We start from the raw sequence: 12,589 nt of genomic DNA on the forward strand, positions 1-12,589 counted from the left end.
TCGGACTGGGGACGGACCCCAGGTGTCGAAGGGACCGGGCATGACGGCGGAGCGACTGGTGGTCATCGGTGGTGACGCGGCGGGCATGTCCGCCGCGTCCCAGGCCCGCAGGCTCAGGGGCCCCGACGAGCTGAGCATCGTCGCCTTCGAGCGGGGCCATTTCACCTCGTACTCCGCCTGCGGCATCCCGTACTGGGTCGGCGGCGACGTCACGGCGCGGGACGACCTCATCGCGCGTACGCCCGAGGAGCACCGGGCCCGCGACATCGACCTGAGGATGCGCACCGAGGTCACGGAGATCGATGTCGCCGGGCAGCGGGTGCGGGCCCTGGACCTCACCACCGGCGAGGCGTACTGGACGGGCTTCGACAAGCTGGTGATCGCGACCGGGGCCCGCCCGGTGCGCCCGGCGCTGCCCGGCATGGACGCGCCCGGGGTGCACGGGGTGCAGACCCTGGACGACGGGCAGGCGCTGCTGGAGTCCCTGGACCGGGCGCCGGGCAGCAGGCGGGCCGTCGTCGTCGGGGCGGGCTACATCGGCGTGGAGATGGCGGAGGCCATGCTGAAGCACGGCTTCGAGGTGACCGTGCTCAACCGCGGCGAGCAGCCGATGGCGACGCTCGACCCCGACATGGGGCGGCTGGTCCACGACGCGATGGACGGCCTGGGCATCACCACGGTCAACCGGGCCGAGGTCACCGCGATCCGCACCGGTTCGGACGGCAGGGTCCGCGCGGTCGCCACCGGCGACGCCTCCTACCCGGCGGACGTGGTGGTGCTCGGGATCGGCGTCGAGCCGGAGACGACGCTGGCCCGTGCCGTCGGCCTCCCGGTGGGCCCGCACGGCGGGCTGCTGACCGATCTGTCGATGCGGGTCGTCGGCCACGACAACATCTGGGCGGGCGGTGACTGCGTGGAGGTCCTGGACCTGGTGGCGGGCCGCACCCGCCACATCGCGCTGGGCACCCACGCCAACAAGCACGGCCAGATCATCGGGTCCAACGTCGGCGGTGGCTACGGGACGTTCCCGGGGGTGGTCGGCACGGCGGTGAGCAAGGTGTGCGATCTGGAGATCGCCCGCACCGGTCTGCGCGAGAAGGACGCCCGCGCGGTGGGTCTGCGGTACGTCACGGCGACGATCGAGTCGACGGGCCGGGCGGGCTACTACCCGGGGGCGCGGCCCATGACGGTGAAGATGATCGCGGAGTACCGCACGGGCCGGCTGCTCGGGGTGCAGATCGTGGGCCGGGACGGGGCCGCCAAGCGGGTGGACATCGCGGCGGTGGCGCTGACGGCCGGGATGACGGTGGAGCAGATGACCGCCCTGGACCTGGGCTACGCCCCGCCGTTCTCGCCGGTCTGGGACCCGGTCCTGGTGGCGGCCCGCAAGGCGGTGACCGCGGTGCGGCGGGCGGGCACCGCCTGAATGCGCGGTGCCCGGCCCCGGCCGCTCAGCGCTCGGTGCTGGTGTGCACGTACTCGACGAGCCGGGTCAGCGCGTCGGGGTCCATCGACGGCATCACGCCGTGGCCCAGGTTGAAGACGTGGCCCTCGAGACCGGCGGCCGCGTCCAGGACCTCCTGGGTCTTCTCCTGCACCGTCGTCGTCGGCGCGAACAGCACCGCGGGGTCGAGGTTGCCCTGGAGCGCCTTGCCGGGACCGACCCGGCGGGCGGCCTCGTCCAGCGGGACGCGCCAGTCGACGCCGACGACGTCCGCACCGGCCTCGCCCATCAGGCCGAGGAGTTCGCCGGTGCCGACGCCGAAGTGGATGCGCGGGACGCCGTACGGGGCGACGGCCTCGAAGACCTTCGCCGAGGCGGGCAGCACCGAGCGCCGGTAGTCGGCGGGGGCCAGCGCACCCACCCAGGAGTCGAAGAGCTGGACGGCCGAGGCGCCCGCCTCGATCTGCACCTTGAGGAAGGCGCCGGTGATCTCGGCGAGCCGGTCCAGGAGATCCGCCCAGAGCTGCGGGTCGCCGTACATCAGGGCCTTGGTGTGCTCGTGGTTGCGAGACGGGCCGCCCTCCACGAGGTAGCTGGCGAGGGTGAACGGCGCCCCGGCGAAACCGATCAGCGGGGTGGCGCCCAGCTCGGCGGTGAGCAGGCCGATGGCCTCGGTGACGTAGGCGACGTCCTCGGGCGTGAGGTCGCGCAGCCGGGCCAGGTCGGCGCGGGTGCGGATCGGGTCGGCGATGACCGGGCCGACACCGGGCTTGATGTCGAGGTCGATCCCGATGGCCTTGAGCGGTACGACGATGTCGCTGAAGTAGATCGCGGCGTCGACCTTGTGGCGGCGGACGGGCTGCATCGTGATCTCCGCGACCAGCTCCGGGATCATGCAGGAGTCGAGCATCGGGATGCCCTCGCGCACCTTCAGGTACTCCGGCAGCGAGCGCCCCGCCTGGCGCATGAACCAGACCGGCGTGTGCGGAACGGGCTCACGTCGGCACGCCTTCAGGAACGCCGACCCATGGGTGGCGGAGGTCTTCGTCTGCTGGCCCGTGGGGCGGTCGTCGGCACTCACACTGGAATCTTCGCACGAAGCCGTGACGACCTCGCCCACTGCCCGATCGTGGACGAGGCAGTAAGCAGCCGAGCCCGCCCCGGGTGTCTCTCCCTGCGCGAAGCGCCGGTTCCGCCTACTCTTCCCCGCATGGCTCCGGCTCAGGGACAGTTCTCCGATCAAACCGATGGCGCTGACAGCAAGGACAGCGAGGAGGGTGGTTCCGTCCCGCCCGCGTTCCGGTCGGCGGTGGACGCGCTGCACTCCGCGCGCCTCCGCCCCGAGCTGGAGGTGGAGTCGACGAGGCCGCCCAAGCGTCTCGCTCCGTACGCTTACGCCCTGGAGGCGGCGGTCGTCGACGGCGAGGACGATCTCGCCGACGGCCGCCTCGTGCTGCTCCACGACCCGGCCGGGCACGACTCCTGGCAGGGCACCTTCCGCCTGGTGACGCTGGTGCGGGCCGAGCTGGAGCCGGAGATGGCCGCCGACCCGCTGCTGCCGGAGGTTTGCTGGTCCTGGCTGACCGGTGCGCTGGAGGCGCGCGGTCTGTCGTACGGGGAGGCGGGCGGCACGGTGACCCGGTCGGGGTCGCACTACTTCGGCGCGCTGGGCACGCGGCGCCCGGCGACCCAGATCGAGATCCGGGCGTCGTGGACGCCCCGGGAGGGCCGCGGCGGGGTGCCGGACACGGCGGCGCATCTCATGGCGTGGGGCGACATGCTGTGCCAGATCGCCGGCCTGCCGCCGTCGGGCCCCGCCGACGCGGCGGTGGTGACACTCCCGCAGCGACGCGGTCCGCAGGTTTCCTGACCTTCTGCTCTGAATTCTCTGGCCGGAACTCTACCCTCGCCGGTAACTGTGCGTCATATTTCATGCACGGTTACCGGCGTTCTTTTCGTACAATCGATCGCATGTCCGATTTGCCCGAATTGTTACTCACTAAATCGTGATCTTCCCCTAAAGGAGCACGGGTCTGCTGCCGAAGAGGTCAATGACCCTTCAAGCACGGTTCGCCCCGGCTTCATCCCCGAGCCGGCCCGTCCCGTCCACGCCCCCAGGAGGCCTGGTGTCCGTTCTCCTAGAGCAGCCCGCAAGCCTGGTCGCCTACCGCCCGAACAAGCCGACGGCCATGGTCGTCGTGGCCGACCCGCGCGTCCGTTCCACCGTCACCCGCCATCTGTGGGCACTCGGAGTACGTGACGTCATCGAGGCGTCGTCCATCGCGGAGGCTCGTCCCCGCGTCGGCAATCCGCGCGACATCTGCGTAGCCGACGTCCACCTGCCCGACGGTTCCGGGCTGACCCTGTTGTCCGAGACCCGAGCAGCCGGCTGGCCGAACGGCCTCGCCCTCTCCGCCGCCGATGACATCGGCGCCGTGCGCAACGCCCTCGCGGGCGGCGTGAAGGGCTATGTAGTCACCGGCACACGTACCAATATCGGCCACCCCACCCGTCCCGGCGTCGCCCCCATCGGCGCCAATGCCGCCCGTATGCACCGCCGGCCCCCCGGCACCCCGAGCCACCCGGGCGGCTACCGCGAACTGTCCGGCCGCGAGGTCGAGGTCCTCCGGCTGGTCGCCGAGGGCCAGTCCAACAAGGCCATCGGCGTCTCGATGGGCCTGTCCGCCCTTACCGTCAAGAGCCACCTCGCCCGAATCGCCCGCAAGCTCGGCACCGGGGACCGCGCCGGAATGGTCGCCGTCGCCCTGCGAACGGGAATCATCCACTGACACCCGCACCCCGGCGGGTCCGCGCAGCCACGGACCGGCTGGTTTGCATTCATCCGCGCCCGTCGACGGAACGTTCCGTCGACGGGCGCCGTACATACACAGATACCCTTGACACGTGACCGACGCCCAAGAGACCGCAGCAGACACTTCACTGCGAACCACCGGGGGCGCTCCCCCGGACGACGTCGCCCCGGCGCCGATCCCCTTGCTCGAACCTCGCGAGGGCATTCCCCCGGTGGTGGCATCCGACGACGCCCTCGCCCAGGTGATCGCCGCCTTCGCGGCCGGCTCCGGACCGGTGGCCGTCGACGCCGAGCGAGCCTCCGGCTACCGCTACGGCCAGCGCGCCTACCTCGTACAGCTGCGCCGTGACGGCGCGGGCAGCGCGCTGATCGACCCCGTCGGCTGTCCCGACCTGTCGGGGCTCGGCGAGGCCCTGAGCGGCAGCGAGTGGATCCTGCACGCCGCCACCCAGGACCTGCCGTGTCTGCGCGAAATAGGGATGACCCCCACCGGGCTCTTCGACACGGAGCTGGCCGGGCGGCTGGCCGGCTTCCCGCGCGTCGGCCTCGGCGCCATGGTCGAGAGCGTGCTCGGCTACTCGCTGGAGAAGGGCCACTCCGCCGTCGACTGGTCCACCCGCCCGCTGCCCGACCCCTGGCTGCGCTACGCGGCGCTCGACGTCGAACTGCTGATCGATCTGCGCAACTCCCTGGAGGAGGAGCTCGACCGGCAGGGCAAGCTGGAATGGGCCCGTGAGGAGTTCGACTCGATCGCCTCCGCGCCGCCCGCTCCCCCGCGCAAGGACCCCTGGCGCCGCACGTCCGGCATGCACAAGGTCCGCCGTCGTCGCCAGATGGCGGTGGTACGGGAGCTGTGGACGGCACGCGACCAGGTCGCCCGGCGCCGTGACATCTCGCCCGGCAAGGTGCTGGGCGACGCCGCGATCGTCGAGGCGGCGCTCGCGCTCCCGCCGAACATCCAGGCGCTGACCGCGCTGCCCGGGTTCGGCCACCGCATGGGGCGCCGGCAGCTGGAGCAGTGGCAGGCGGCCGTCGACCGGGCCAAGGCGCTGCCGGACACCGAGCTCCCGCAGCCCGGCCAGACCCTCGCCGGCCCGCCGCCGCCCCGCGCGTGGGCGGACAAGGACCCCGCCGCGGCGGCCCGGCTCTCGGCCGCCCGCGCAGCGGTGTCCGAGCTCGCCGAGCGGCTGCACATGCCGCAGGAGAACCTGATCACTCCGGACACGGTGCGCCGGGTCTGCTGGGAGCCGCCCAAGCACCTGACGCCGGACGCGGTCGAGACCGCGCTCGCCGGATACGGGGCGCGCCGCTGGCAGATCGAGCAGGTGGCCCCGCTGCTGGTCCGCGCGCTGGCGTCGGCGGCCTGAGCAGCCGTCACCGAGGGACGTAATCGCGCCAGGTTGCGCGGGCCGCGGCCACGTCGTGTTCCCGATCGCCGGACGGGGCTGGATCCAGCCCCGTCCGGCGATCGTCGTATCGGGCCGGAACGGCTCCCGCACCCGGCCCCGCCGTATGTGACCTTCGCCGCTCCCGCCGCAGGGGGTGGGCAGTCTGGTTACCCGCAAGTAGCATGATGGTGGCGGCGCGCTTCCGGGCGTGCCGCGCAGCAGTGCCATCCCGCACCCTGGAGGAGAGCCACCGTGCCTCGTACCATCCGGGACGTCGTCTTCGTCGACGGCGTCCGCACCCCGTTCGGCAAAGCGGGCCCGAAGGGCATCTACCACGAGACCCGCGCCGACGATCTCGTCGTGAAGGCCATCCGGGAGCTGCTGCGCCGCAACCCGGACCTGGACCCCGCGCGGATCGACGAGGTCGCCATCGCCGCGACCACCCAGATCGGCGACCAGGGCCTGACGCTGGGCCGTACCGCCGGAATCCTGGCCGGGCTCCCGCAGTCCGTGCCCGGTTACTCCATCGACCGCATGTGCGCGGGCGCCCTGACCGCCGTCACCTCGACGGCCGGCTCCATCGCCTTCGGCGCGTACGACGTCGTCGTCGCCGGTGGTGTCGAGCACATGGGCCGCCACCCGATGGGCGAGGGCGTGGACCCGAACCCGCGCTTCGTGTCGGAGAAGCTGGTCGACGAGTCCGCCCTGTTCATGGGCATGACCGCGGAGAACCTGCACGACCGGTACCCGCAGATCACCAAGCTCCGTGCCGACGAGTACGCGGTCCGCTCGCAGGAGAAGGCCGCCAAGGCGTACGCCAACGGCAAGATCCAGCAGGACCTGGTGCCGATCTCGGTGCGCCGCACCAACGCCGAGGCCGGCGAGACCGGCTGGGGCCTGGTCACCGCCGACGAGCCGATGCGCCCGGGTACCACCCTGGAGTCGCTCGCCGGTCTGAAGACCCCGTTCCGTGCCCACGGCCGGGTCACCGCCGGTAACGCCGCCGGTCTCAACGACGGCGCCACCGCCTCCCTGCTCGCCGCCGAGGATGTCGCCCGCGAGCTGGGCCTCCCGGTGAAGATGCGCCTGGTCTCGTACGCCTTCGCGGGCGTCGAGCCGGAGGTCATGGGCTACGGCCCGATCCCGTCGACCGAGAAGGCCCTGGCCAAGGCCGGGCTGACCATCGACGACATCGGTCTCTTCGAGATCAACGAGGCGTTCGCCGTCCAGGTGCTCGCCTTCCTCGACCACTACGGCATCGCCGACGACGACGCGCGCGTCAACCAGTACGGCGGCGCCATCGCCTACGGTCACCCGCTGGCCTCCTCCGGTGTGCGTCTGATGACGCAGCTGGCCCGCCAGTTCGAGGAGCAGCCGGAGGTCCGCTACGGCCTGACGACGATGTGCGTCGGCTTCGGCATGGGCGCCACGGTCATCTGGGAGAACCCGAACTTCAACGGAGGCAACAAGTGAGCTCCACCACTGAGCTTCTGAAGGGTGCGGCCGAGCTGTTCCCCGGCGAGGTCGTCACCCAGGCCCACGTACGCCACCTGGACCTTCCGGCCGGCGCGGGCCGCTTCGCCCTCATCACGCTGGACAACGGCCTGGACCACACCAAGCCGACCACCTTCGGACCGCAGTCGCTGGCGAACCTGAACGCCGCCGTCGACCAGGTCGAGAAGGAGGCCGCCGAGGGTGCGATCACCGGTATCGGCATCACCGGCAAGCCGTTCATCTTCGCGGTCGGCGCCGACCTCAAGGGCGTCGAGCTGCTGAAGAACCACGACGACGCGCTCGCCATCGGCAAGGGCGGCCACGACGTGTTCCGGCGTCTGTCCTCGCTCGCGGTCCCGACGTTCGCGTACTACAACGGCGCGGCGATGGGCGGCGGTGTCGAGGTCGGTCTGCACTGCACGTACCGCACCGTCTCCAAGGCGCTGCCCGCCTTCTCGCTGCCCGAGGTCTTCCTCGGTCTGGTTCCGGGCTGGGGCGGCTGCGCGCTGCTTCCCAACCTGATCGGTGCCGACCGCGCGGTCTCGGTCATCATCGAGAACTCGCTGAACCAGAACCGTCAGCTCAAGGGCAAGCAGGTCTTCGAGCTCGGGATCGCCGACGCTCTCTTCGAGGGCGCGGACTTCCTGGAGCAGTCGCTGATCTGGACCGCGAACGTGCTGAACGGCACGGTCACGGTGGAGCGTCCCGAGGTCGACCGCGGTGACGCCTGGGACCAGGCCGTCGCGCGGGGCAAGGCGATCGCCGACTCCAAGGTGCACGGCGCCGCCCCGGCCGCGTACCGCGCGCTGGAGATCATCGCGGCGGCGAAGGACGGCGACCTGGGCGCCGGCTTCGACGCCGAGGACCAGGCCCTCGCGGACCTGATCATGGGCGGCGAGCTGCGCTCCGGGATCTACTCCTTCAACCTGGTCCAGAAGCGCGCCAAGCGCCCGGCCGGTGCCCCGGACAAGAACCTGGCCCGCCCGGTCACCAAGGTCGGCGTCGTCGGTGCCGGTCTGATGGCCTCGCAACTGGCGCTGCTGTTCCTGCGCCGCCTGGAGGTGCCGGTCGTGCTGACCGACATCGACCAGGAGCGGGTCGACAAGGGTGTGGGCTACGTCCACGCCGAGATCGAGAAGCTGCTCGGCAAGGGCCGGATCAACCAGGACAAGGCCAACCGCCTCAAGGCCCTGGTCTCCGGTGTGCTGGACAAGGCGGAGGGCTTCTCCGACGCCGACTTCATCATCGAGGCCGTCTTCGAGGAGATCGGCGTCAAGCAGCAGGTGTTCGCGGAGGTCGAGGCGGTCGCCCCGGCGCACGCGATCCTCGCCACCAACACCTCGTCCCTCTCGGTCACCGAGATGGCGTCGAAGCTGAAGCACCCCGAGCGGGTCGTCGGCTTCCACTTCTTCAACCCGGTCGCGATCCTGCCGCTGCTGGAGATCGTCCGCGGCGAGCAGACCGACGACGCCTCGCTGGCCACGGCGTTCGGTGTGGCGCGGAAGCTGAAGAAGACCGCGGTGCTGGTGAAGGACGCCCCGGCGTTCGTCGTCAACCGCATCCTCACCCGCTTCATGGGCGAGATCCAGAACGTCATCGACGAGGGCACCCCGGTCGAGACCGCCGAGAAGGCCATCGAGCCGCTCGGCCTGCCGATGTCCCCGCTGGTGCTCCTGGAGCTGGTCGGTCCGGCCATCGGTCTGCACGTCTCGGAGACCCTGAACCGCGCCTTCCCGGACCGGTTCACCGTCTCGGAGAACCTGGCCGCGGTCGTCAAGGCCGGCAAGCGCGGCTTCTACGTCTACGACTCCGGCAAGCCGGAGCTGGACCCGGAGGTCGCCGCGCTCCTCAAGCAGGGCGATGTCGTCCTGTCCGAGGAGCAGGTCCGCGACCGGGTCCTGGACGCGGTGGCGCAGGAGATCGGTCTGATGCTGGACGAGGGCGTCGTCGCCGAGGCCCAGGACATCGACCTGTGCCTGATCACCGGCGCGGGCTGGCCCTTCCACCTGGGCGGCATCACGCCGTACCTGGACCGTGAGGGCGTCTCGGAGCGGGTGAACGGCAAGAAGTTCCTCGCGCAGGGCGTGGCGAGCGTTCCGGCGTAACGCCGGGTCGGTATCGACGGGCGGGCCGTACGGGAATCTCCCGTACGGCCCGTTCCGCGTGCGGCCCGTTCCGTGTACGCCGGCTTCGCCGGACGGGCGCGCTGCCCGACGCCCCTACGCCACCGCCGACAACGGCGGCGAGGGCAGGCCGAAGTGGCGGGCGAGTATCCCCAGGGTCACCGCACCGTCCGCGTTGAAGCCCGGCTCCGTCGCGTAGCGGGGCGTGTCCCTGCCCACGATGCCCGCAGCCAGGAGCTCCGGGAGCAGGTGGTCGGACATCGCACCGCCCCGCCGCGACTCCCTGCGGGCACCCACGTTGAGATACAGCTGCTCGAAGCCGCCGCGGTGGTAGGAGAACTGGAACGGGTGCTCGGGGCAGTGCGGGATCGAGTAGTTCTGCCCGTGCGGGCATTCGCACGCCGGTGTGGACGCCAGGAACACGGTCTCCGCCCCGTCGCCCACCAGCTCCACGAAGCGGTAGCCCGTGATGTCCCTGGCCAGGTCCAACGCGTCCTGCCCGCAGGGCGCCGCACCGGCGTCCTGCAGCACCCATCCCCAGCCCCCGTCCTCGCCGACGGCCCGGATCCGCTGCCCGGCATCCGCCAGGATCCGGTGCAGCAGACCGGCCTCCATGCCCCGGCAGAACGTGGCGTACGTGCCGGGCGGCAGCAGGCTCATGCCGCCACCCCCGCGGCCAGCGGCGGTGACGGCAGACCGAAGACGGCCGCTATCGCCCGCACCAGGCGGTCGTGGTCGTCGTAGTGGTGGTCGAAGCAGTCGTGCTCGTCGCCCTCCGCCGACCGGCAGTCCGCGTCCGGGCCTATCAGCCCGGCGGCCAGCAGCTCGGCCGAGAGGTAATCGGGGTTGTCCCCGACACGCTGGCCCAGGTCCTCGAAGCTGAAGTGCAGCACGCACCGGCCGTCCCTGTAGTACGTGAAGTCGGGCGCGTGGGCCTTGGCGCTGCACGGCTCCACCATGAACACCACCGCCTCGGCCCCGTCCCGGCACAGCGGCCGGTAGTCCACGGGGTCGAAGTCGTCGATCTCCGGGGCGAAGCTGTCGTGCACCGCCCAGGTCCATCCGCCGGCCACCCCCGTCTCCAGCACTTCGCGTCGCAGCGCGGCGAGCCCGGCGGTGGCGGAGCCGGTGGGCAGCCCGCGGACGAAGACGAGATTCACCTCGTGGCCGGGGTACGTCTCCCCGAGCCGACTGTCGATCCAACTCTTCATGCCGGCACCCTAGATGCCGCCACTGACAGCCCGGCGGCCGCGACGTTCCCCTTCTCCGCCCGCGCGTGCGCGTCCGTCAGCGTTCCGTCTCCAGGACGACCAGCGCGTCGGCCACGGCGCGTTCCTGTACCGGCGCTCCCTGAGCATCCCTGGGCCGGTTGTGGAGCCGCCCGTTCACCACCATCGTGCTGGAGCCGCCGCCGTCGAGGTTGAGTGCGTCCACCGCCCCCAGCTCGCGCATCAGCTCCGCCGCCTCCCGCAGTGTGACGCCCGCGCTGTCCGGGCCACGGCCGTCGAAGACTGCCAGGAGCAACGTGCCGTCCGCCTCGATGCCGACGACCGTACGGGGCTGGCGCTCGGCCGATGTGTCGCCGGTGAACCCGTTGGCCGCGCCGTTGATCCAGGTCTCTCCCCCGCGCAGCAGCGCGGGGCCCGCGCCCAGCACGGACGCTCCCGGGGCGAGGACGTCGTGCCCGCTGCTGTCCGTCACGCTGGTCCGCCGGCCCAACGGCAGCCCCTGACGTGCGTGCGTCCGCAGCCAGTCGGCGCCCTCCCCGACCCCGGTGAGGGTGGAGCCGGTCCGGGGGATCTCCCCGCCCGCAGGGCTGCGGAGCGCCGTCACCCGCCCGTCCACGTCGAGCACGGCCTCCGCGCTGCCGGGTGCGCCGGGTGGCGTACGCGCGCCCCAGTCGGGGGTGAAGGCGACGATCTCGCTGTCGTCCAGGCAGAGTTGGTTGTGCCGGGGCCGCTGCTCCGGCAGCCCCGTACTGGCCAGTCGGTCCCCGCCCGTGCCTCCGCAGCCGACGATTCTTCCCGGCGCCCGGTTCACCCCGTCCAGTTCGCGCACCGCTCCGTCAGGCGCGGTCAGCCACATCTCGGAACGCACTTCGTCGATGCGGGGCCGCTCTCCGGGGCCGGGCAGGATCAGCGCGGTGCGTCCGTTCGCCGCCTCGCTGAGCAGTCGGCCGTCGATGGCCAGAACGCCCAGCGGATCTCCCGGATAGCCGCTGGAGACGGCGGACCCGACGGTGTCGAAGAAGGAGCCGTTCACCGCAGCCACGGCTCCTTCGCGCCGCGCCGTCCGGCCGACGGTCTCGGTGGTCGCGAGATGGTCGCCGGCGTCCGGCCTCACCGTGACCCGGGCGGACGGCCGGACGGTCACCGTGCTGATGAGGACCCGCGCCCCGTCCGCCAGCCGGCGGGTGATCCGCTCCGCCGCCACCCCGCAGCACCCGTCGGCCGACGGGGACGAGCGCGGCGGATCGTCGCGCCTGGCGGGACCTCGGCCGGTGCACCCGGCGGCCGTCACCCCCAGGACCAGCAGGACCGCGCACCAGCGCACGAGGCGGTCCCGATGCGGTCTCACGGTGCCGGTGCCCAGCCTCCGAGCACGCCGGGCGTCACGCCGAGGTCCCCGACATGAACGGTCACCCGGCCGGAGACCAGGCGGCCGCCACCGGCGTCCAGCACGTAGTCGAACCAGTCGTAGCCCAGATGACCGTTGAACGGGTGGTACGTCACCGCTCCGTCCACCTCGACACTCGTCACCCCGTGCCGGGCGGGGCCGACCCCGACCAGCCTGACGTCCTCGCCCATCCCGGCGGTGAAGTCGGTCAGCACTCCGCGGTGTCCGGGGACCACCGTCATGCTCCGTCCCTGCGGGGGCAGCGAGGCGATCCGGAAGCCGTGGTTCTTCAGGGAGAACGTGGTGGAGGTGAGACCCTTCCCGCCGTCGGCGATGATGCCCGCCCGCAGGACGGGGACGAGGAAGGCGTCGGGCGCGACGTGCCGGTTCACCCGGAGCGAGAACCTGGCGACGCGCTCGACACCAGGGTCCGTCGATGTCGCGTACCGGTCGCCCGAGGTCAACAGGCTCATTCCGGCCATGTTCTCGATGGTGGCGACCTTGTCGAACGAATCGGCCATGAGATACCCGTAGTAGCGGGTGCCGTCGCCCTGCGGGGTGAGGATCCATTCGAAGTCGATCCGCCGGCCGGGCTCGACGGGCAGCCGGGGATCCGCGGAGGACCGCAGCTCCATGTGCGCCACGACCGAGGGGTTGTCCTGCTGGACGCTGCGCATTCCGGTGAGGGTGAAGGTGCTCATGATCGTCCGAC

Annotated in this window: 11 protein-coding genes; 6 read left to right on the forward strand and 5 right to left on the reverse strand. The window is 71.7% G+C overall.

From position 1 onward, the window contains the following. Positions 1-40 precede the first annotated feature (40 nt). Positions 41-1,426 carry an FAD-dependent oxidoreductase gene (locus OG842_RS08875; protein WP_266729092.1) on the forward strand — a complete coding sequence of 462 codons (1,386 nt, stop codon included), beginning with the start codon at positions 41-43 and terminating at the stop codon, positions 1,424-1,426. 25 nt (positions 1,427-1,451) lie between these two features. On the opposite strand, the gene hemE is transcribed toward OG842_RS08875, so the two are convergent. Next, entirely contained in the window at positions 1,452-2,525 is a 1,074-nt protein-coding gene (hemE, locus tag OG842_RS08880) for a uroporphyrinogen decarboxylase (protein ID WP_266729093.1), read from the reverse strand. 129 nt (positions 2,526-2,654) lie between these two features. Between hemE and OG842_RS08885 the strand changes: the two genes are divergently transcribed. The 5 genes from OG842_RS08885 (at position 2,655) to OG842_RS08905 (ending at position 9,243) form a co-directional block, all read left to right on the forward strand. Then, complete coding sequence (locus OG842_RS08885) at positions 2,655-3,314, forward strand: DUF3000 domain-containing protein (RefSeq protein WP_266729094.1); 660 nt, start codon at positions 2,655-2,657, stop codon at positions 3,312-3,314. Between the two features lie 256 nt (positions 3,315-3,570). Then, positions 3,571-4,233 (forward strand): helix-turn-helix transcriptional regulator, encoded by a 663-nt coding sequence (locus OG842_RS08890; protein WP_024488613.1) that lies wholly within the window; start codon positions 3,571-3,573, stop codon positions 4,231-4,233. Between the two features lie 115 nt (positions 4,234-4,348). Further along, positions 4,349-5,623 carry a ribonuclease D gene (locus tag OG842_RS08895; protein WP_266729095.1) on the forward strand — a complete coding sequence of 425 codons (1,275 nt, stop codon included), beginning with the start codon at positions 4,349-4,351 and terminating at the stop codon, positions 5,621-5,623. A gap of 273 nt (positions 5,624-5,896) precedes the next feature. Then, positions 5,897-7,117, forward strand: coding sequence for a thiolase family protein (locus OG842_RS08900; protein ID WP_266729096.1), 1,221 nt, complete (start codon positions 5,897-5,899; stop codon positions 7,115-7,117). Further along, the gene (locus OG842_RS08905; RefSeq protein ID WP_266729097.1) at positions 7,114-9,243 is read left to right on the forward strand and encodes a 3-hydroxyacyl-CoA dehydrogenase NAD-binding domain-containing protein; all 2,130 of its coding nucleotides are present in this window, start codon (positions 7,114-7,116) and stop codon (positions 9,241-9,243) included. The genes OG842_RS08900 and OG842_RS08905 overlap by 4 nt, the downstream gene beginning before the upstream one ends. Positions 9,244-9,357: 114 nt before the next feature. On the opposite strand, the gene OG842_RS08910 is transcribed toward OG842_RS08905, so the two are convergent. The 4 genes from OG842_RS08910 to OG842_RS08925 form a co-directional block, all read right to left on the reverse strand. Further along, positions 9,358-9,921, reverse strand: coding sequence for a hypothetical protein (locus OG842_RS08910; protein ID WP_266729098.1), 564 nt, complete (start codon positions 9,919-9,921; stop codon positions 9,358-9,360). Continuing rightward, positions 9,918-10,472 carry a hypothetical protein gene (locus OG842_RS08915; RefSeq protein WP_266729099.1) on the reverse strand — a complete coding sequence of 185 codons (555 nt, stop codon included), beginning with the start codon at positions 10,470-10,472 and terminating at the stop codon, positions 9,918-9,920. Before OG842_RS08915 ends, OG842_RS08910 begins: the two co-directional genes overlap by 4 nt. A gap of 76 nt (positions 10,473-10,548) precedes the next feature. Beyond that, positions 10,549-11,838: a phosphodiester glycosidase family protein gene (locus OG842_RS08920; protein ID WP_266729100.1), complete on the reverse strand. Its 1,290-nt coding sequence runs from the start codon at positions 11,836-11,838 to the stop codon at positions 10,549-10,551. Then, positions 11,835-12,578 (reverse strand): Ig-like domain-containing protein, encoded by a 744-nt coding sequence (locus OG842_RS08925; RefSeq protein ID WP_266729101.1) that lies wholly within the window; start codon positions 12,576-12,578, stop codon positions 11,835-11,837. The genes OG842_RS08920 and OG842_RS08925 overlap by 4 nt, the downstream gene beginning before the upstream one ends. Positions 12,579-12,589 lie beyond the last annotated feature (11 nt).

This window comes from Streptomyces sp. NBC_00376, assembly GCF_036077095.1.
Taxonomy (GTDB): domain Bacteria; phylum Actinomycetota; class Actinomycetes; order Streptomycetales; family Streptomycetaceae; genus Streptomyces.

Bases quoted from the DNA above. Each gene is read 5' to 3' on its own strand.
- OG842_RS08910 (WP_266729098.1), bottom strand. From the start codon at position 9,921: ATGAGCCTGCTGCCGCCCGGCACGTACGCCACGTTCTGCCGGGGCATG.
- OG842_RS08885 (WP_266729094.1), top strand. From the start codon at position 2,655: ATGGCTCCGGCTCAGGGACAGTTCTCCGATCAAACCGATGGCGCTGAC.
- OG842_RS08925 (WP_266729101.1), bottom strand. From the start codon at position 12,578: ATGAGCACCTTCACCCTCACCGGAATGCGCAGCGTCCAGCAGGACAAC.
- OG842_RS08915 (WP_266729099.1), bottom strand. From the start codon at position 10,472: ATGAAGAGTTGGATCGACAGTCGGCTCGGGGAGACGTACCCCGGCCAC.
- OG842_RS08875 (WP_266729092.1), top strand. From the start codon at position 41: ATGACGGCGGAGCGACTGGTGGTCATCGGTGGTGACGCGGCGGGCATG.